The following is an 18,206-nucleotide window of genomic DNA, read 5'->3' on the forward strand; positions in this document are numbered from 1 at the left end:
TAATCAGTTGACTTCAGAATAACAGGTCTTTTTTGTATCTTTCGCTGAGATTTTCACCCCTTTCTATGCACCGAACGTTTTACGTACCTCGGTTCCGGCTCGTACTCTTCACGCTTGGCACGGCCGGTTTATTAACCGCTTTTCACCCCAACAAACTTGCGCTTGAAAAGGCGTTCAAACGCATCAACGATGAGGTGCAGCAGCGTAGCCGCGCCTACGAAACCTTATCCGATGCGTCGCAGCAGGTTGGTCACCGCTTAACCGGTAGCCCAAACGGCACCAAAGCCGAAACCTATGCGTTCGACCTGCTTTCTTCGTATGGATTTAGTGACGTACGCTACGAACCCTTCGAGGTCGAAGCCTGGACGCGCGACACCGTTACGTTATCGGTGGTGCCCGACCGGAGCGACAACTTTCGGGAGGTTCCGGTCGTAGCGCTGGCGCATTCGCCCGTTGAAGCTCATGTGCGCGGAGAAATCGTGGACGTTGGCAACGGGCTTGAAGGTGACTTTGCCGCCGTGAAAGACAAGCTGAAAGGCAAAGTTGCCCTCGTCAACATTGGTCTGGCGGCCCCCACCAAAGGGGCGCGTAACCTCCACCGTTCTGAAAAAACAGCGTTGGCCATTCAGCATGGCGCAACCGGTGTGATTATGGTGAATCTGGTGCCGGGCAACGTACTGCTTACGGGTACAGCCTCGGTAACGGGTAAACTGATTCCGATTCCGTCGGTCTGTATTTCGCTCGAAAGTGGTCAGGCGCTCCGGTCCTGGATGCAGGAAGAGCAGGGACGAATTCACGCCCTGATCGATATGACGAACAAGAGCCGTAAGATTCGGGCGCGGAACGTAATTGCCACGTTGAAAGGCTCGAAATATCCCGATGAGAAGATCATTATCGGCGGCCACCTGGATTCGTGGGATCTGGCGACCGGTGCGATTGATAATGGCATCGGCTCGTTCGCCGTCATGGACATCGCCCGTACGTTCAAGAAGTTGAAGCTGAAGCCGAAACGTACCATTGAATTTGTCTTGTTTATGGGCGAGGAGCAGGGGCTGCTCGGCTCGCGGGCGATGGTCGAAAACTTGAGAAAATCGGGTCAACTGGATAAGGTTCGGTACATGATGAACCTCGATATGACCAACGATCCAACGGGCCTGAACGCCTTTGGACGTTCGGACATGCTGACGTTCCTGAATCTGGTCGGCGAAACCATAAAACAGGTCGAACCGGCGTTTGCCAACCAGATGCAGAACCAGGCTGGTCTGCATTCCGATCACCAGCCGTTTATGCTGGAGGGTGTTCCGGTAGTCGGTATGAACGGTCACCTGGCCAAAGAGGTGCTCGACTGTTACCACGCCAACTGCGATCGACTGAATCTGGTTAACGCCGATCACCTGAAAAACACGGTCCGCTATTCGACCATGCTGCTGTATGCCCTCGCCGACGCCGATGAAATTCCAACCCGTCGCCAGACCGATACCCAAACCCGCGATTACCTGGTCGCGCAGGGCCTGCGAACACCCTTGCAGATTGCCAACGAGTGGCGCTGGAAAGAATAAATGAAATGGCGGGGGCTACTCAGGCCCCTGCTATCTGGCGAAATGCATAAGGAGAGAGAACCGACACTTTGGGAAATTCCAGTTTCTGAAGGACGTCGAAATGGCGATCATTGGTGATAATGCACTGAGCATTAGCGGCAACTGCGCAGTCTACGAACTTGTTATCGTCCGGGTCTGCTTCAATCGCAATCCAGTGGAAATAAGTGTCTGTTTTCTCGACAAATGGGCTGTAAGTAAGAGCCGTCAGAAAGCTTTCGGCAACCGTTGAGTCGTAGAACCGGCTAAAAACTTCAGAGTACTCCGTTAGAATTTCGTTAGAAACGCAGAGTGTGAACGTACCACTGATGATGCCTTCAAACAACCAGAAATTGCCTGATGTAGGGAGAATGGCATTCAGTAGCACGTTGGTGTCAACGACAATCTTCATGACTAAGGTTTGGAAACCCGATTGTGCTGGTGGGCGATAGCGTCAATATCAGTCGCTGCCATTCTCCGCTCTTCCATCAGCTGCTGAGCCTGCATAGACGCCTTACGAGCAAAATATTGAGACAGCATTTTTCGGATTTCTACCAAATCGTTTTCGTCGACCGTAGGCATCGCAAAGGCTTTAAGTAGTTCAACCTGTAAAGGCGACAAGGGAGACGTAAGGTCTGTATGCATGACGAAGACAATTAATCTACCAAAAATAAACAGTGAATATCCGAATAACAATCCTACCGATACCCAAACCCGCGATTACTTGGTCGCGCAGGGCCTGCGAACACCCTTGCAGATTGCCAACGAGTGGCGCTGGAAAGAGTAAATGGATTTCCAGACAAACGTGCTAATCCCGGAGGCTAAGCTTTCGGGATTTTTTATGCGCAACGCACAAATGATCAAATAGCCCGCAGAACTGCAAACGATGTTTTTGTTACTTTGTAACGGCATCATCCCTCCCCACACACGACTCAACATGGCTAAGAATACGTTTAGAGAACCCGAGCGGGTGGCCAAGCAAAAGAAGCAGCGACGAAAGCTGAAGATGGCGTCCTGGCTGAACGACTTTATTGGTCTTGACCGGCTCTTTGGCGAAGATAACGCCTGGCCGATCCGGCACATCGACCGCATTCTGTGGGTAACGTTCCTGCTCATTTTGTATATCGGCCTGAACCACAATGCCGAGCGGCTTGTCCGCCGGATTCAGCGGACAAAGATTCAGGTTGACGAACTACGCTCGCAGGCTACTGTATTGCAAGCCGAATACGACCGAAGCGGCAAACAGTCTGAACTTAGCAAACGTGTTACATCTCTGGGCTTAACCGATAGCCAGACCCCACCCCATAAATTAGTTGTCAAGTCCGATGAACATTAAGCAGGATATTATTTCCCGGGCGAATAACGTTTTCTACGTCGTTATTTTTCTCGCCGTTTGTGTCGTGATGCGGCTGGTGTATGTGCAGTATTTTCAAACCTTCAAGGGGCGATTCTGGCGCGAGCGGGTAGCGTCTACACTGATTCAGCGGGACACCATCCGCGCCATGCGCGGCAATATTTACGCGGCCGATGGACGGCTGCTGGCGACCTCCCTGCCAACCTACGTAGTAGGCCTGGACCCAACCGTTGCCAAACCCGAGTATTTTGCCCGGAAGGTCGATTCGCTCGGTTTACTTTTATCTCGCATCTACAAAGACCGTTCGGCTCAGGACTACGCTGATTTGGTGCGCGACGCCCGTGGACGTAAACGTCGGTACGTCCTGCTGAACCGTCGGCGCGTTACGTTCCAGGAGCGACAGTACATGTTGAAGTGGCCTTTCTTTCGCTCGTCGGCGAAGGTTGCAGCCCGTGGTGGTGTGCTGCGCCCGTATTACGAGCGTTACCATCCCTTCGGTCGCATGGCTGAGCGGACAATCGGCAACCTGGACGCTAAAACGGGTCGCGGCTTGATTGGTCTGGAAGCCAGCTTTCAACCGGCGCTGGCGGGGAAAAACGCAGTGGGATTGGTGGAGGTGTTGTCGGGTGGGGTGCGTAAACCCGTCGACGATGGGCCGGGTATGAAGCCAGAGCCGGGCATGGATCTGTACACGACGATCGATGTTAATTTTCAGGACATGGCCGAATCAGCTCTGCACTCCGCGCTCGAAAAATACAATGCAGCCAAAGGTTGCGTCATCGTTATGGAGGTAGCAACCGGCGAAATTCGGGCGATGGCTAACCTGACCCGGCGGGGCAGTGGTTACGTTGAAAACTTCAATCATGCACTGGCCGGCCGCACAGACCCTGGGTCCACCTTCAAGCTGGCGACGATGATGGCATTGCTGGAAGAGAAAGCCATTTCTCTTAACCAGCTCGTTGCTACGGGCAACGGCTCAACGCGCTACAATGGCTTAAATATTCATGATGCCAGCCGGAACGGGAAAGGGACAATCACGGCGCGGCAAGTGTTTGAAAAGTCATCAAACGTCGGGACTCACCTGCTCATGCGCAGCTATTTTTATAAGCGTCCGGATTTATACTGTCAATACCTGCGTAAGTTTCGGCTTACCCAGCCAACCGGCATCCACATGAAAGGCGAGGCCGTTCCGGTTGTACGCAATCCAGACATGAAAGGATGGAGTAAGGTCTCGTTGACATCCATGTCGTACGGGTACGAAATGCAGATTACCCCCCTGCAAATGCTGACCTTTTATAACGCTGTTGCCAACGATGGCAAATGGGTACGGCCTATGATTGTAAAGCAGATCAAGCTGGCCGATGAAATCATTGAAGACCGGGCACCTTACGTAGCGCCGGAACGCATCTGCTCTATTGAAACCGCTCGCAAAGCCCAAGAGTTGTTACGTGGCGTGGTAGCACAGGGTACGGCGAAACACATTAACAATCCGCATTACGCCATTGCGGGAAAGACCGGTACGGCGCAGAAGATTATAAATGGTCGGTATCAGGTTGGTAAATACTATACCTCGTTCATCGGGTATTTCCCGGCCGATAACCCCAAATACAGCATGATCACCGTTGTCGATACTCCGCAGGGGGACAATATCGATTTGCTGTATGCCGGTGCCGTGGCAGCTCCGGTGTTCAAGGAAGTCGCGGACCGCATTGTGGCGTATGATATCCGGATGCACGCGCCGATTCGGGGGAGCAGGCGTCAGAAGCGCCCAGCAGCCGGATTGCTGGCGGGTTACTCTGATGATCTGCATACGATCAGTACTACGTTGAACATGGATAGCGAACCCGCCACCGAAGGCTGGGTCGAAGCATCGACGGCCGGTCGCTGGAAGAGCCGCCCGACCCGGCAGAATCAGGTGCCGGATGTGCGGGGCTTAGCGTTGCGCGATGCGCTGTTTCTGCTCGAAAATCGGGGATTGCGGGTACAGGTAGAAGGACGCGGGAAGGTAAAAGAACAGTCGCTGGCTCCAGAAAGCAACATTGACGCGAGCCGACAAATTGCCCTGCGGCTGGAGTAGTCCCACTGGCGAATGGCATTGCCTGGGTTATACATTACGTATTAAAACAAAAAAGCTACACCCCTCAGCGGGGTGTAGCTTTTTTGTGACCTGCTGCTTCGCTGCTTATTGCAGAGCAATGGTCCGGTTCACGCTGACGCGGGTTGGCGTCGATACCGAGAATGAGTGGTGGCTGATGGTCTCGCCGTTAACCAGCTCAACTTCGTATTCGCCATCGGTTAACTGCTCGATGTTGAATTTAACCCGGTAGTTACCCGATTTCTTACCCGTAATCTGGCTGCCTAAGATGTTGCCTTTCTTATCGACCAGGCGGATAACAACCGGCTTCGACGACGACTTCTCAACGATTACGTTCAGCACGCTTGCCGATGACGATGGAAATACCGCCGAGCGCATTTCAACCGGACTAGTTGGGTTCATTGGACGGCCCTGCGCTGCACTAGCAGTCATGTAAACAATTGCACTAAAGGCTGCCAGGAGCGTTAGGGCCAGGAGGAAGGATTTGAATAATACTTTCATGGTGTTCAATAGTTTTTGTTGTTGTTTGTGATTGACAATGCAAATGTAAGCCTACATAATGCGTTCGTCCACAAGGAATTGGATGGAAGGTAGAAACGAGCTAACGAAGCGTCGAAATTTGGGTATAAGTTGTATAATACCGGGATGGGAGTTGTGTACTTTACACGTTGAATTGGGTCGGGAAGTAGACGTAATCAAGAGGGGAGGGCAGCGCGCGGCTGCATAAAAATTAGGCAGAACCAAGCCTACACTGTTTTTTTGTAGTTATAAAGCCCGTTACGTGCTCGTTCAACCCGTATGCAGCTAAAAGACCTTCTCTATAAAATTTCCTTGCTGGCTACGTCTGGCAGTATGGACGCCGACATCACGAATCTGACCATGGACTCGCGAAAGGTTGGTCCCGGTAGTTTGTTTATCGCCGTACGCGGTACGGTCACCGATGGGCATACCTTTATCGAAACGGCCATTCGGCAGGGGGCGGCTGCTATTTTGTGCGAAGAATTTCCGGCGGAGCTTACTCAGTACCAGTCAGCTAATGCTGTTACGTTCGTGCGTGTGCAGGACTCGGCCCGGACGATGGGTCTTGTTGCCGCTAATTTTTACGGACAGCCTTCGCAAAAATTAAAACTTGTGGGCGTAACGGGCACCAATGGCAAAACCTCCGTTGCTACGTTACTTTTCAATCTGTTCCGCTCGTTAGGGTATCGATGCGGCCTGCTGTCGACGGTTCAGAATCAAATTGACGATCAAATTATACCCACCACGCATACCACCCCCGATGTTATCACCATAAACCAGTTGCTAACGCAGATGCTGGCCCACGGGTGTACGCACGTGTTCATGGAGGTGAGCTCACATGCCGTTGTGCAGGAACGTATCGCTGGGCTTGTGTTTGCGGGGGGCATTTTTACGAACATTACCCACGATCACCTCGATTTTCACGGTACGTTCGACAATTACATTCGGGCTAAAAAAGGTTTTTTCGATCAACTACCGGCTTCGGCTTTCGCGCTCACGAATGTCGACGATAAACGCGGGCTGGTGATGCTCCAAAACACGGCGGCCCGTAAGGAAACGTACTCGCTGCAAACGCTGGCTACGTTTAAAGGCAAGATTCTCGCCGACAGCTTATTCGGGCTGAATATGCTCGTTGACGAGCGTGAGGTGTGGTTCAAACTGATCGGGCGGTTCAATGCCTATAATCTGCTGAGTGTGTATGGCGCAGCGGTCCTGCTGGGTGAAGACCCAACCGAAGTGCTAACCCTGCTCTCAGGCACCACTCCTCCGCCGGGGCGTTTTGAGCAAGTTGTCTCCGACGATAAAATTGTAGGTATCGTCGATTACGCGCATACGCCGGACGCGCTCCAGAACGTGCTGGAAACCATTAGTGGTTTGCTACAGGCGAACGAACAGGGCCGTATGCCCCAGGTAATTACGATCGTGGGTTGCGGAGGCAACCGGGATGCGGCCAAACGACCAATCATGGCCGAGATCGCCTGCCGATTCAGTAACCGGGTCATTCTGACGTCGGATAATCCACGTAATGAAGATCCAATGGCGATTCTGGAGCAGATGCAGGCGGGTGTCTCCCCCGTTGATTTCAAGAAAACGCTAACGATCGAAGATCGGCACGAAGCCATTCGACGGGCCGTATCGCTGGCGCATCCGCACGATATTATTCTGGTAGCTGGTAAAGGCCACGAAACGTATCAGGAGATAAAAGGCGTCAAGTATGATTTCGACGACCGGCTGGTATTACGCAACGCTTTCGCGGAACGCGGAAATCAGTAACTTTGACCAACAAAGAGCGAAAGGGTGAAAGAGCGGCATACTATTCATTCTTTCACTCTTTCACTCTTTCGCTCTCTTTATTAGATGCTCTATTACCTATTCCAGTTTCTTGACGAACGCTATAACATTCCGGGTGCGGGGGTCTTTCAATACATTTCATTCCGGGCGCTTGGTGCCGTCGTTACCTCGCTGATGATTGCCGCCATTTTCGGGCGACGGATCATCGACACACTACGTACCCTTCAAATTGGCGAATCGATCCGCGACCTGGGGCTGGAAGGGCAGATGCAGAAACGGGGAACGCCAACCATGGGCGGTTTCATTATTCTGGCTTCGCTGCTTATTCCCGCGCTCCTGTTCGCGAAGTTATCGAACGTGTACATCGTGCTGGCGCTGGTGTCAACTGTCTGGACGGGGCTTATTGGCTTCCTGGATGATTACATCAAAGTCTTCCGGAAAAATAAAGAAGGATTACAGGGTAAGTTCAAAGTAGTTGGTCAGATCGGACTGGGCTTAATTGTCGGTTTGACCCTGTATTTCAACGAGTACGTTAAAATCCGTAAATATGCCCCCCGACTGCTCAATACGTCGGCGGTACCGGATGTGTATACCGACATTAAGTCGACGCTAACCACCGTTCCGTTCGTGAAGAACATTGATTTTGATTACAGTACGCTACTTTTTGGGCTGCTTCCCGATAGTTACACCTGGATTGTGTACGTACTGGTGTGTATCTTTCTGATCACGGCCATATCGAACGGGGCAAACATTACCGATGGAATTGATGGGTTAGCGGCTGGTACGTCGGTGATCATCGGATTGACGCTGGGCATACTGGCGTGGCTGTCGAGCAACAAGATTGCATCGCAGTACCTGACCATCATGTACATTCCCAACTCGGGCGAACTCGTGATCTTCTGTGCGGCTTTTGTGGGAGCCTGCGTCGGTTTTCTGTGGTACAATTCCTATCCTGCCCAGGTGTTCATGGGCGATACCGGCAGCCTGATGCTGGGTGGCGTTATTGCCGTCTTATTTCTGGCCATCCGGAAAGAATTCCTGATTCCAGTGGTGTGCGGCATTTTTATCGCAGAAAATGCCTCCGTAATTCTTCAGGTCAGTTACTTTAAGTACACTAAACAGAAATACGGTGAGGGAAGGCGGATTTTCCTGATGGCACCCCTACACCACCATTTCCAGAAGAAAGGCTACCACGAGGCCAAGCTGGTCACGCGGTTCTGGATTGTAGGGATTATGCTGGCCGTAATTGCCCTGGCTACGTTGAAATTGCGTTAGTAACGAAAAGTCGGCACTCCCTTGTATTTCAGCGGTATAACGCCTATATTTGCACTCCCGTTTTGAAGCGGGAGTGCTTTTTTTAGAAGCAAGTAATTAGAAATCAAACAATTAGTCTCCATAACAGTGAATACGCTCAGTTACAAAACCATCTCTGCCAACAAAGAAACGGTGCAGAAGGATTGGATTGTGGTTGACGCTCAGGGCGAAGTGCTCGGTCGGCTGGCCAGCCAAATCGCACGCCTGATCCGCGGCAAACACAAAACCAACTTCACACCGCACGTTGACTGCGGGGATAACGTGATCGTCATCAATGCCGAGAAGGTACGCCTGACTGGCTCGAAGATGACCGACAAAGTATACGTCCGCCATACGGGTTACCCCGGCGGTCAGCGCTTTGCTACGCCCCGGTTGATGCTCGAAAAGCACCCCGAGCGCATCATCGAACATGCCGTGAGAGGTATGTTGCCAAAGAACCGGCTCGGCCGGCGGTTGTTTACCAACCTGCATGTGTATGTCGGTGAGCAGCACCCTCACGAGGCTCAACAACCCACAGTCGTTAAATTCTAAGTTACAGACGAATGGATCGTATTAACACTATTGGCCGCCGTAAAACTGCTATCTCCCGCATTTATATGTCGGCTGGCAGCGGAGCCATCACGGTTAACGGAAAAGATTACAAACAATATTTCCCAACCGAAGTCCTGCAAATTATTCTGAACCAGCCCTTCGCAACGATCAACGGTGTAGGCGGCTACGACGTGAAAGTAAACGTTCGTGGTGGTGGTGTATCGGGTCAGGCCGAAGCAACCCGCATGGCTATTGCCCGTGCACTGGTTGAACTGAACGCTGAGTTCCGTCCGGCATTGAAGAAAGAAGGATTCCTGACGCGGGATTCGCGCATGGTAGAACGGAAAAAGTACGGTCGTGCCAAAGCACGTCGGCGGTTCCAGTTCTCGAAACGCTAAGATTGTTTGGATGTTTACGTGTTCAGTTGTTTGTAATGAGCAACTAAACAGGCAAACAACAAAAACAGATTTTATCGTCCAGATCGGGCTTAGATGATGCCGATGCCCGGTGCTGCGTATTATTCATTATTCATTTTACATTGTTCATTTTTCGGAAATGGCACAAATCGAATATAAAGACCTCCTCGACGCTGGTGTGCACTTTGGCCACTTAACGCGGAAGTGGGACCCCCGGATGGCTCCGTATATCTTCATGGAGAAGAACGGCATCCACATTATTGACCTCAATAAAACAGTAGCGGCACTCGACGAAGCCTGCAATGCCATCAAAGGTATTGTTCGCTCGGGTCGGAAAGTGATGTTCGTCGCCACGAAGAAACAGGCACAGGAGATCGTTTCGGAAGAAGCGCGTCGCCTGAAAATGCCGTACGTAACCGATCGCTGGCAGGGCGGTATGTTAACGAACTTCGCGACGATTCGTAAATCGCTGAAAAAAATGCAAACGCTGGACAAAATGCTGAAAGACGAGGAGACCGTCAAGAGCATTGCCAAGCGGGAGCGTTTAACCCGTAGCCGTGATAAAGAAAAGCTGGAGCGCGTACTCGGTGGTATTGCCGATCTGACTCGCCTGCCTGCTGCTCTGTTCATCGTTGACGTAAAGCGTGAGCACATCGCCGTTGCCGAAGCACATCGTTTGGGTATCCCTGTATTCGCTATGTGCGATACGAATTCGAACCCAGAAGAAGTTGACTTCGCGATCCCGGCTAACGATGACGCGTATAAGTCAATTTCGTTGATTACGCTGGCTATCGGCCGGGCCATTGAAGAAGGTCTGATGGAGCGTAAGCAGGATAAAGACGATCAGCGCATCCAGGAGGAGGAAGAAGCGAAACGTAACGAAGACCTGGTTAAAGCCCGCGCCGAAGACGAAAGCAAACTGCAGGAAGGTGCAGAAGCGACTGCTTCGCCAGCCGCTGTTGCTGAAGAGGAGCAGGAAGACTAGAAAGTTATACAGTTGTAAAGTAGTAGAGTTGTAAAGTTTGTAACAGAGGAAACTCGCCAACTATATAACTATAAAACTTTACAACTTATAGAATAGCCCATAGCCAGCCGCTATGGGCTATTCTGTAATAAATTGATTCCGACGTTACCAGTACGTGAAAAGCGATGGTAACCGAACGTAAAAAATTAACAACTGAAACCTGTTAGAACAATGGCAATTACCGCTGCTGATGTAAATAAGCTTCGGCAAGAGACCGGAGCCGGAATGATGGACTGCAAAAAAGCCCTCACCGAAGCTGACGGCGATTTTGAGAAAGCAAAAGAAATTCTGCGGAAGCAGGGTCAAAAAATAGCTGATAAACGCGCTGACAACGCTACGGCCGAAGGTATCGTTCTGGCGCACGTAAGCGAAGATGGCAAAAGCGGTAAAGTAATCGCTCTGGCCTGCGAAACCGAGCCTGTATCGAAAGTAGCCGACTTCCAGAACTTGGCAATGGCGGTTATGAGCACGGCTGTTGCTACGAACGCTGCTGATAAAGCAACGTTGCTGGCAACTCCACAAGCCGATGGTCGGGCTTTGCAGGATCACATTACGGACCTGATGGGTAAAATCGGCGAGAAAATCGACGTAGCGTCGTTCGAGACGGTTTCCGCCGATAAAGTGGTTTCATACATTCACTCGAATGGCAAGCTGGGCGTACTGGTTGGTCTGGTGAATACGAACGGTACTGACGTAACGGAAGTCGGTAAAGACGTAGCGATGCAAATTGCCGCTATGAAACCCGTTGCTCTCGATAAAGATGGCGTTGATGCGACGATTGTAGAACGCGAAATCGAAATCGGTAAAGAACAGGCTCGTCAGGAAGGTAAGCCCGAAGCGATGTTGGAAAAAATCGCGATGGGTAAACTGAACAAATTCTACAAAGAGAACACCCTGCTGAACCAGGAGTTTGTAAAAGATAGCTCGTTAACAATCGCTCAGCTTTTAGACAAAACCAGTAAGGGTCTTACCGTTTCAGCGTTTAAGCGTGTTTCTATTGGATAAAACCAATGTTAACCTACCGCTTAGTAAAAAACCCGGCTAAACAGGCTGGGTTTTTTATTTGCAAGAAAACTGGGTGTAGGTATTTATACGTAGATGTAACTGAATTAGCAAAACTAGCTCATCAACTATAATACCGTAACCGATGCAAACATACAGTGACGAAGAATTAGTTAGTAATTACTTAGAGACTCAGGAGAACGATTATTTTGAACAACTATATGAGCGGTATTGCCATAAGGTACACCGGAAGTGCTTATCGTTTACAAAGGATTCTTCACAGGCGCAGGACCTTACACAGGATATTTTTCTGCGTTTGATGCTAAAATTAAAAGGATTTAAACAACAGGCTAAATTTTCTACCTGGTTATACTCGATCACCTATAATTACTGTACTGATCAGGTTCGGACTCCTCGCTACCGTCAGGAAACGCTGATGGATGAAGGATGGGAAACGTTAGACCTGAATGCCGATGATGGGGCTCCTGAGCAGGAGGAACTTGAAGCCTGGCAGCTTCAGCAAGCGATGTTGCGATTAGCTCCTGATGATCAGGATCTGCTGCAACAGAAATACCAGGAGGATCTCAGCATCCGGGAGTTGGCCATACGGCATTCAATCACGGAAAGCGCGGTGAAGATGCGCCTGAAACGGTCGCGTGATCGGCTTCGCCAATATTATGCTGAACAACGTATCGACTAATTTTTACCCAGAAAAACAGTAGTCAGCAGGCCATTTGGCCGCTATGGCACTACGTATTGTATGCTTATATGTTAAACTCGGCCATAAGCCGAGTTTTTTGTTGGAATCGAGCGCACTCTCCAATTTTATATGCTAAAGCCGTTACTTTTCCATTTCTTTTGGTCTTAACAGCCAATACCCCATTTTAAATGAAGCAATTTTCGGACGAGGAGCTGGTCCGCCTATATCTTGAAACGCAGCGTAACCAGTACTTTGAGTCTTTATACGAACGCTACTGCGACAAAGTGTACCGGAAGTGTCTGTCGTTCTCGAAAGACCCCGTTCAGGCTGAAGATTATACACACGACGTGTTTTTGAAGTTGGTAACGAAGCTGGGCAGCTTCCGGGAGCAGGCGAAATTCTCTACCTGGCTCTACACGCTTACCTATAATTACTGCCTGGACCAGACGCGGGCATCCGCCTACCGACGAGAAGTCTATGTCGATGAGGGCTGGGATCGACTGAACGTAGTGAGCGACGATGATAGCCATGCGGAGGTGACAGAATTAGAAGTGCAGCACCTGCAAAAAGCGATGCAGAGACTTGCGGCTGAAGAACGGATGCTGCTGCTGATGAAGTACCAGGACGACATCAGCATACGGGAGATTGCCGATCTGAACGGGCTTACGGAGAATGCGGTGAAGATGCGCCTGAAACGATCGCGCGATAAGCTGCGTAAAATTTACCTCGAAGGAGCGGTATTCTGGGTATTGCTCGCCATTAAAGCTGCCCTTTCGCTACGTGACCTGTTTCGTTGATTCGCCATGACAACTAACCCATTCAAGGAGCTGGAGCCGGACGACGTATGTCCACCCCGCCTTAAGAAACAGATCATGTCGGACATCGACTTGATCAAAAATGCATTAACCATCGTAGAACTATACGTCGGCGACTTGTTCGGCGTAGCATCAGCGCTTGCTACCCTGCCATCTGATGGCGCTGATTCGTTGAAATCCAATCCATGAAACCACTACCGAATCTGACCGAAGTACTACAAAATACGTTTCAGGCCCTGATCGATCAGTTTGTTGAGTTTGTACCGCGCTTACTGGGTACGTTGCTGATTCTCTTGATCGGGATAGCCGTTGCTCGCCTTACCGCTTTAATTACCCGTCGGGTATTAGGCCAGATCGGCTTCGACAAAATAGGCGATCGGCTAAATGATATTGGGATCATCAAACAGCTAAAAACCGAAATCAAGCTTAGTGAGATTGTCGCGAAGGTACTCTACTACTTCATTCTGCTCGTTTTCATCAAAGCCGCGACCGAGACCCTGGGCGTATCGGCCATTACAGAGATGGTGTCGTCGCTGGTTAATTTTATTCCCAAGTTGGTTGCCGCAGCGATTATGCTTCAGGTTGGCGTGCTGGTCGCCGATGCTCTACGGGGTGCCGTTGTGAGCGTATGTCAGTCGTTCAACATTGCCTCGGGTCGGCTGTTGGGCATGATTGTTTTCTTCTTTTTCCTGATCGTTACCGTTATTAGCGCGCTTGGTCAGGCTGGTATCAATACCGAGTTGCTTGAATCCAGCTTTAACCTCATCATCGGCGGGGTCATTTTTGCGTTTGCCATCGGCTACGGTTTAGCCTCGCGCGATGTGATGGCGAATATACTTTCGTCTTTTTACTCCCGGAATAAGTACAAAGAAGGGCAGGTTATTCAGATCGACGGCGTAAAAGGCGAGATCATCAAGATCGATACGACGGCTCTTACGCTACGTACCGGCGAGACAACGACCGTGTTTCCGCTGCAAACTCTGCAAACCCGTAAGGTGGAAATATTTTAGAACGAGCTGAGTTCTATACGCCCAATCAATATTCATTGTCTTATGAGAATAATCGCGTACGTATGTATAAGCTGGCTGTGCATAACGGCAGCCTTCGCGCAGGACTCGACCATCGTTACCAATTTTAAAGATACTGTTGCTATAAAGCCCGATACGTCGTACTGGCAGCGGTCGTTCAGCGGTGGAGTTAATTTTAACCAGGCATCGTTCAGTAACTGGGCAGGCGGTGGTACCAACTCAATTGCGATAGGCGCGGTAATTGCCGCTCGGGCGCTCTACGAAAAAGCGCGCTGGTCGTGGGACAATACGGCTGACCTACAACTCGGTTTCGTTAACCAGAACGGTACGTCGCGTAAAGCCGCTGACCAGCTTTTATTGAATTCAGTAGCAGGATGTAAAATCTCGTCCCAACTAGATATGTTTGCCTCCGGTACGTTCAGTACGTTCTTTGCACCGGGTTACCGCTACACGAATCTGGCCCTCAACGAGACACGCTTCAAAGTCTCTAATTTTCTGTCGCCGGGACAATTGACCTTTGCCTGGGGTGTTGCCTATAAGCCCAACGACTGGTTTGCTGTGCGGGTAAGTCCGTTTGCACCCCGGTTAACGTTTCTGTCGGATCAAAGCGTTCGCTTTCGGGAAGGAGCGGATAAAATACCAATTCGTGACCCTACGGCTGATGCCTACGGTGTAGCACCGGGAAGAAGCATCCGAACCGAATGGCTGGCGCTGCAGCTACAGGCGGCTCTGACGCGGAATCTAAGTGAAAACATTAGTATCAATGCCAAGTACCAGCTCTATGCCAATTACCAAACACTAGATGCCATCGATCACCGGTTAGACCTGACCCTGACGGCCAAGATCAACCGGTATCTGACGACGACGCTAGCAGTAATTGCCTTATATGACGAAGATTTTTCGGACGCCCTGCAACTGCAACAGACGCTGGCAATCGGTCTGGTATACAACGTTAGCACATTCCGAAAGAAATAAACGGGCGGTTACTTCCTGTTATTTTGATAGCTAGTTGATTCTCATTAGCTTACTGACGATTTTTCTCCGGTAGATTGTTTGACCTAAACGTAATCCGAACATGATTAAAGAATTTCGTGCCTTCATTGCTCAGGGTAATGTCCTTGATCTAGCCGTTGGTATCATTATTGGCGCAGCCTTTACGAAGATTGTTAACTCGCTGGTTGAAGACATTCTCAACCCGATTATCGGCTTACTCCTGGGTGGAGTCGATTTAACGCAGTGGAAAGTGGTCTTGAAAGAAGCGGTAGGTACCGAACCCGAAGTGGCCATTCGATACGGTAACTTTCTCAACAACATCGTCCAGTTTCTGATTGTCGCGTGGGTTATTTTTCTGATCGTAAAAGCGGCTAACCGCATGCGCCTGTCGAGTTCTATGGCTCCCAAGGAATAGTTTATTTAGATAAATTCGAGGTAAAAGCCTTCCGCACCTTCGGGAGGCTTTTGTTTTATGCGTTATTTTGCCACTAGTAGCGATTACGTATGGCAGCATTAGTAGTTATCCTCGGGGGTGGGGAAAGTGGAGTAGGAGCGGCCCTGTTAGCGCAGGCAAAAGGCTTCGACGTGTTTTTGTCGGATCGGGGAGCTTTAAAAGAAAGCTACCGGACAACGCTTCAGACCGCCGGGATCCAGTTTGAAGAAGGACAGCACACCGAGGAACGAATCCTGGTAGCTCAGGAAGTCATAAAAAGCCCCGGCATTCCCTCCACCGTACCCCTTGTGCAGAAGCTTAAAGCGCAGGGTACGTCGGTTATCTCAGAAATTGAATTTGCTGCCCGCTACACAACCGCAAAACTCATCGGCATTACCGGCAGTAATGGCAAAACCACCACGACGCTGCTTACGTATCACCTGTTAAAAACGGCTGGCCTGGACGTTGGATTAGCTGGTAACATAGGCGATAGTTTTGCCGAACAGGTGATCTCCGATCCGTATGACTACTACGTACTGGAGTTGAGCAGTTTCCAGCTGGATGACATGTACGAAACCCATCTGGACGTAATGGTGCTGCTGAATATTACGCCCGATCACCTAGATCGGTACGGGTATAATTTTCAGAATTACGTAGATTCTAAGTTTCGAATACTGCAAAACGCCCGCCCAACCGACGATTTAATCTATTTTCAGGAGAGTCAGCCCGTTCAGGACGAGTTGAGCAAACGAAACCCAGATGTAAACCGACTGCCTGTGTCGCTCGCATCAGTAGCTTCCCCACTTGAGTCGGGTGGTCGCCTAATCGACGGTACCTTACAGGCTATGTATAAAGGTCGTCTGTTTCAGCTGCCCATGAGCGATACGGTACTGCGTGGCCCGCATAACGCAATTAACATGCTGGTCGCCGTGCTGGCCGCTCAATCGGTTGGGGTGTCGGACGAAGCGATTACAGAAGGGCTAAAAACGTTTCAGAACGCGGCTCACCGGCTCGAACCGGCCGGAACGATCAACGGCATCCAGTTTATAAACGACTCGAAGGCCACCAATGTCGACTCGGTATTCTACGCGCTGTCGAGCCTGGAAACGCCAGCGATCTGGATTGCGGGTGGTCAGGATAAGGGCAATGATTATAGCCAGCTGGATGAACTGGTTCGGCAGAAAGTGAAAGCCTTAATTTGCCTGGGCGTCGACAACCATAAGTTAGTGGACTACTTTGGGGACAAAGTGCCTGCTTTGTACGAGACACAGGATGTTCGCGACGCCGTGGCGAAGGGGTTGGCGCTTGGTCAGCCCGGTGACGTTGTTCTGTTATCGCCTGCCTGTGCCAGTTTCGATCTGTTCAAGAACTATGAAGATCGGGGCAATCAGTTCAAGGCCGCCGTTCGTGAGTTAGCCGATACGCATACATCATAAACCACCTATTTTAGATTCGTTTTATGGCTCTCCGGGATTGGATTCGTACGCACCTAAAGGGCGATCGCCAGATTTGGTGGATTGTTCTTTACCTGTCGATTATGAGCGTATTGGTTGTATACAGTGCGACTGGTACAAAGGCGTTTCGCGAGCTGGACGGCAATACGGAGGTCTTTCTGCTGAAACACGGATCACTGTTGCTGATCGGTCTGGCCTGCACATATTTTGCCCACCGGGTAAATTACATTTATTACGCCCGGCTCTCCAAGTTTGGCCTCTGGCTGTCGATTCCGTTGTTACTTTGGGCGTTTTTTAAAGGCTCAACGCTGAACGATGCGTCCCGCTGGGTAACTATTCCCATTATTAACCAAACGTTTCAGCCGTCCGATTTGGCTAAACTAGCCCTGATCTCGAACCTGGCGGCTATGCTGGCTAAGCGGCAGCGGTTCATGAACGATCCGAGCGTACTATTCAATCTCATTCTTTGGATTGGCGTAATCTGCTCGCTGATTATTCTGTCGAATACGTCAACGGCGTTGTTGCTGGGCGCTACGTGTTTCCTGCTCATGTATATCGGTCGGGTGCCGGTACGTTATCTGGCGTACATGATCGGCGTCTGCGTGGTGTTTGGCGGGCTGGCGCTGATTCTCGGACAGCGGTTTGGTACCGCCACAAACCGGATCAAAAATTTTATGGACTCAGATACGATTGTTTATCAGGTTGAGCAATCGTATATCGCCCTGGCTAACGGGGGGCTCACTGGGCAGGGGCCCGGCAATAGTCACCAGCGTAATACGTTGCCTAACCCATTCTCCGACTTTATCTACGCCATTATCGTCGAAGAATACGGGCTCCTGCTGGGGGGCATTCCGGTTGTGCTGGCCTACATCTGGTTTCTGTGGCGAGGGATGAAAACCCTTCAGAAAGCCACCCGACCGTTTGGGGGGCTGCTGTCGGCGGGGCTAACCTTCAGCATTGTGTTTCAGGCCTTTGCCAGCATCTGCGTGGCAATCGGCTTAGCCCCCGTAACCGGTCAGCCGTTACCCTTGCTAAGCATGGGAGGGACATCGCTCATATTTACCGGTTTAGCCGTAGGCATTGTGTTGAGTGTCAGCCGGGAAGAGGCCGACGAGAGTAAAATATAAGAGTCGTTTTTGTGCTTTAACGGGAGAAAAACGAAA

Annotated in this window: 21 protein-coding genes; 18 read left to right on the forward strand and 3 right to left on the reverse strand. The window is 50.6% G+C overall.

Going from position 1 to position 18,206, the window contains the following annotated elements; all coding sequences use genetic code 11:
• Window positions 1-65: 65 nt before the first annotated feature.
• On the forward strand, window positions 66-1,559 hold the full coding sequence (locus tag ACYVIY_RS16075) for a M20/M25/M40 family metallo-hydrolase (RefSeq protein ID WP_460977391.1): 1,494 nt from the start codon (window positions 66-68) through the stop codon (window positions 1,557-1,559).
• Between the two features lie 19 nt (window positions 1,560-1,578).
• On the opposite strand, the gene ACYVIY_RS16080 is transcribed toward ACYVIY_RS16075, so the two are convergent.
• Both ACYVIY_RS16080 and ACYVIY_RS16085 read right to left on the reverse strand, forming a co-directional pair.
• Window positions 1,579-1,986, reverse strand: a complete 408-nt coding sequence (locus ACYVIY_RS16080; protein ID WP_460977392.1) for a putative toxin-antitoxin system toxin component, PIN family — start codon at window positions 1,984-1,986, stop codon at window positions 1,579-1,581.
• A 2-nt stretch (window positions 1,987-1,988) separates the two neighbouring features.
• Window positions 1,989-2,219 carry a hypothetical protein gene (locus tag ACYVIY_RS16085; RefSeq protein ID WP_460977393.1) on the reverse strand — a complete coding sequence of 77 codons (231 nt, stop codon included), beginning with the start codon at window positions 2,217-2,219 and terminating at the stop codon, window positions 1,989-1,991.
• Between ACYVIY_RS16085 and ACYVIY_RS16090 the strand changes: the two genes are divergently transcribed.
• The 3 genes from ACYVIY_RS16090 to ACYVIY_RS16100 all read left to right on the forward strand — a co-directional run bounded on the left by ACYVIY_RS16090 (window position 2,218) and on the right by ACYVIY_RS16100 (window position 5,005).
• Window positions 2,218-2,361, forward strand: coding sequence for a hypothetical protein (locus ACYVIY_RS16090; protein WP_460977517.1), 144 nt, complete (start codon window positions 2,218-2,220; stop codon window positions 2,359-2,361). The two genes, ACYVIY_RS16085 and ACYVIY_RS16090, sit on opposite strands and share 2 nt — an antisense overlap.
• A gap of 150 nt (window positions 2,362-2,511) precedes the next feature.
• Window positions 2,512-2,910, forward strand: coding sequence for an FtsL-like putative cell division protein (locus tag ACYVIY_RS16095; protein ID WP_460977394.1), 399 nt, complete (start codon window positions 2,512-2,514; stop codon window positions 2,908-2,910).
• Window positions 2,900-5,005 carry a penicillin-binding protein gene (locus ACYVIY_RS16100; RefSeq protein WP_460977395.1) on the forward strand — a complete coding sequence of 702 codons (2,106 nt, stop codon included), beginning with the start codon at window positions 2,900-2,902 and terminating at the stop codon, window positions 5,003-5,005. Before ACYVIY_RS16095 ends, ACYVIY_RS16100 begins: the two co-directional genes overlap by 11 nt.
• A 105-nt stretch (window positions 5,006-5,110) precedes the next feature.
• On the opposite strand, the gene ACYVIY_RS16105 is transcribed toward ACYVIY_RS16100, so the two are convergent.
• On the reverse strand, window positions 5,111-5,524 hold the full coding sequence (locus ACYVIY_RS16105) for a hypothetical protein (RefSeq protein WP_460977396.1): 414 nt from the start codon (window positions 5,522-5,524) through the stop codon (window positions 5,111-5,113).
• Window positions 5,525-5,821: 297 nt separating this feature from the next.
• Between ACYVIY_RS16105 and ACYVIY_RS16110 the strand changes: the two genes are divergently transcribed.
• The 14 genes from ACYVIY_RS16110 (at window position 5,822) to ACYVIY_RS16175 (ending at window position 18,170) form a co-directional block, all read left to right on the forward strand.
• The gene (locus ACYVIY_RS16110; RefSeq protein WP_460977397.1) at window positions 5,822-7,315 is read left to right on the forward strand and encodes a UDP-N-acetylmuramoyl-L-alanyl-D-glutamate--2,6-diaminopimelate ligase; all 1,494 of its coding nucleotides are present in this window, start codon (window positions 5,822-5,824) and stop codon (window positions 7,313-7,315) included.
• A gap of 84 nt (window positions 7,316-7,399) precedes the next feature.
• A complete protein-coding gene (mraY, locus tag ACYVIY_RS16115; protein ID WP_460977398.1) occupies window positions 7,400-8,608 on the forward strand; it encodes a phospho-N-acetylmuramoyl-pentapeptide-transferase in 1,209 nt (402 codons plus the stop codon).
• A 126-nt stretch (window positions 8,609-8,734) separates the two neighbouring features.
• The gene (gene rplM, locus ACYVIY_RS16120; protein ID WP_460977399.1) at window positions 8,735-9,178 is read left to right on the forward strand and encodes a 50S ribosomal protein L13; all 444 of its coding nucleotides are present in this window, start codon (window positions 8,735-8,737) and stop codon (window positions 9,176-9,178) included.
• Between the two features lie 11 nt (window positions 9,179-9,189).
• Window positions 9,190-9,576, forward strand: coding sequence for a 30S ribosomal protein S9 (gene rpsI / locus ACYVIY_RS16125; RefSeq protein ID WP_460977400.1), 387 nt, complete (start codon window positions 9,190-9,192; stop codon window positions 9,574-9,576).
• 157 nt (window positions 9,577-9,733) lie between these two features.
• Window positions 9,734-10,579, forward strand: coding sequence for a 30S ribosomal protein S2 (rpsB, locus tag ACYVIY_RS16130; RefSeq protein ID WP_460977401.1), 846 nt, complete (start codon window positions 9,734-9,736; stop codon window positions 10,577-10,579).
• Between the two features lie 210 nt (window positions 10,580-10,789).
• Entirely contained in the window at window positions 10,790-11,623 is an 834-nt protein-coding gene (tsf, locus tag ACYVIY_RS16135) for a translation elongation factor Ts (RefSeq protein ID WP_460977402.1), read from the forward strand.
• Between the two features lie 142 nt (window positions 11,624-11,765).
• The gene (locus ACYVIY_RS16140; protein ID WP_460977403.1) at window positions 11,766-12,320 is read left to right on the forward strand and encodes an RNA polymerase sigma factor; all 555 of its coding nucleotides are present in this window, start codon (window positions 11,766-11,768) and stop codon (window positions 12,318-12,320) included.
• A gap of 188 nt (window positions 12,321-12,508) precedes the next feature.
• Window positions 12,509-13,117, forward strand: a complete 609-nt coding sequence (locus ACYVIY_RS16145) for an RNA polymerase sigma factor (protein WP_460977404.1) — start codon at window positions 12,509-12,511, stop codon at window positions 13,115-13,117.
• A gap of 6 nt (window positions 13,118-13,123) precedes the next feature.
• A complete protein-coding gene (locus ACYVIY_RS16150) occupies window positions 13,124-13,324 on the forward strand; it encodes a hypothetical protein (RefSeq protein ID WP_460977405.1) in 201 nt (66 codons plus the stop codon).
• The gene (locus tag ACYVIY_RS16155) at window positions 13,321-14,145 is read left to right on the forward strand and encodes a mechanosensitive ion channel family protein (protein WP_460977406.1); all 825 of its coding nucleotides are present in this window, start codon (window positions 13,321-13,323) and stop codon (window positions 14,143-14,145) included. Before ACYVIY_RS16150 ends, ACYVIY_RS16155 begins: the two co-directional genes overlap by 4 nt.
• A 42-nt stretch (window positions 14,146-14,187) precedes the next feature.
• A complete protein-coding gene (locus ACYVIY_RS16160; protein ID WP_460977408.1) occupies window positions 14,188-15,138 on the forward strand; it encodes a DUF3078 domain-containing protein in 951 nt (316 codons plus the stop codon).
• A 100-nt stretch (window positions 15,139-15,238) separates the two neighbouring features.
• Complete coding sequence (mscL, locus tag ACYVIY_RS16165; RefSeq protein WP_460977409.1) at window positions 15,239-15,571, forward strand: large-conductance mechanosensitive channel protein MscL; 333 nt, start codon at window positions 15,239-15,241, stop codon at window positions 15,569-15,571.
• Between the two features lie 89 nt (window positions 15,572-15,660).
• On the forward strand, window positions 15,661-17,025 hold the full coding sequence (murD, locus tag ACYVIY_RS16170) for a UDP-N-acetylmuramoyl-L-alanine--D-glutamate ligase (protein ID WP_460977410.1): 1,365 nt from the start codon (window positions 15,661-15,663) through the stop codon (window positions 17,023-17,025).
• Window positions 17,026-17,048: 23 nt separating this feature from the next.
• Window positions 17,049-18,170, forward strand: coding sequence for an FtsW/RodA/SpoVE family cell cycle protein (locus ACYVIY_RS16175; protein ID WP_460977411.1), 1,122 nt, complete (start codon window positions 17,049-17,051; stop codon window positions 18,168-18,170).
• Window positions 18,171-18,206 lie beyond the last annotated feature (36 nt).

The organism is Spirosoma knui (assembly GCF_054780635.1).

Excerpts from the sequence above, each read along its gene's own strand:
- ACYVIY_RS16075 (WP_460977391.1), top strand. The coding sequence starts at position 66 with ATGCACCGAACGTTTTACGTACCTCGGTTCCGGCTCGTACTCTTCACG.
- ACYVIY_RS16080 (WP_460977392.1), bottom strand. The coding sequence starts at position 1,986 with ATGAAGATTGTCGTTGACACCAACGTGCTACTGAATGCCATTCTCCCT.
- ACYVIY_RS16090 (WP_460977517.1), top strand. The coding sequence starts at position 2,218 with ATGACGAAGACAATTAATCTACCAAAAATAAACAGTGAATATCCGAAT.
- ACYVIY_RS16085 (WP_460977393.1), bottom strand. The coding sequence starts at position 2,219 with ATGCATACAGACCTTACGTCTCCCTTGTCGCCTTTACAGGTTGAACTA.
- ACYVIY_RS16095 (WP_460977394.1), top strand. The coding sequence starts at position 2,512 with ATGGCTAAGAATACGTTTAGAGAACCCGAGCGGGTGGCCAAGCAAAAG.
- ACYVIY_RS16100 (WP_460977395.1), top strand. The coding sequence starts at position 2,900 with ATGAACATTAAGCAGGATATTATTTCCCGGGCGAATAACGTTTTCTAC.
- ACYVIY_RS16105 (WP_460977396.1), bottom strand. The coding sequence starts at position 5,524 with ATGAAAGTATTATTCAAATCCTTCCTCCTGGCCCTAACGCTCCTGGCA.
- ACYVIY_RS16110 (WP_460977397.1), top strand. The coding sequence starts at position 5,822 with ATGCAGCTAAAAGACCTTCTCTATAAAATTTCCTTGCTGGCTACGTCT.
- mraY (WP_460977398.1), top strand. The coding sequence starts at position 7,400 with ATGCTCTATTACCTATTCCAGTTTCTTGACGAACGCTATAACATTCCG.
- rpsI (WP_460977400.1), top strand. The coding sequence starts at position 9,190 with ATGGATCGTATTAACACTATTGGCCGCCGTAAAACTGCTATCTCCCGC.
- rpsB (WP_460977401.1), top strand. The coding sequence starts at position 9,734 with ATGGCACAAATCGAATATAAAGACCTCCTCGACGCTGGTGTGCACTTT.
- tsf (WP_460977402.1), top strand. The coding sequence starts at position 10,790 with ATGGCAATTACCGCTGCTGATGTAAATAAGCTTCGGCAAGAGACCGGA.
- ACYVIY_RS16140 (WP_460977403.1), top strand. The coding sequence starts at position 11,766 with ATGCAAACATACAGTGACGAAGAATTAGTTAGTAATTACTTAGAGACT.
- ACYVIY_RS16145 (WP_460977404.1), top strand. The coding sequence starts at position 12,509 with ATGAAGCAATTTTCGGACGAGGAGCTGGTCCGCCTATATCTTGAAACG.
- ACYVIY_RS16150 (WP_460977405.1), top strand. The coding sequence starts at position 13,124 with ATGACAACTAACCCATTCAAGGAGCTGGAGCCGGACGACGTATGTCCA.
- ACYVIY_RS16155 (WP_460977406.1), top strand. The coding sequence starts at position 13,321 with ATGAAACCACTACCGAATCTGACCGAAGTACTACAAAATACGTTTCAG.
- ACYVIY_RS16160 (WP_460977408.1), top strand. The coding sequence starts at position 14,188 with ATGAGAATAATCGCGTACGTATGTATAAGCTGGCTGTGCATAACGGCA.
- mscL (WP_460977409.1), top strand. The coding sequence starts at position 15,239 with ATGATTAAAGAATTTCGTGCCTTCATTGCTCAGGGTAATGTCCTTGAT.
- murD (WP_460977410.1), top strand. The coding sequence starts at position 15,661 with ATGGCAGCATTAGTAGTTATCCTCGGGGGTGGGGAAAGTGGAGTAGGA.
- ACYVIY_RS16175 (WP_460977411.1), top strand. The coding sequence starts at position 17,049 with ATGGCTCTCCGGGATTGGATTCGTACGCACCTAAAGGGCGATCGCCAG.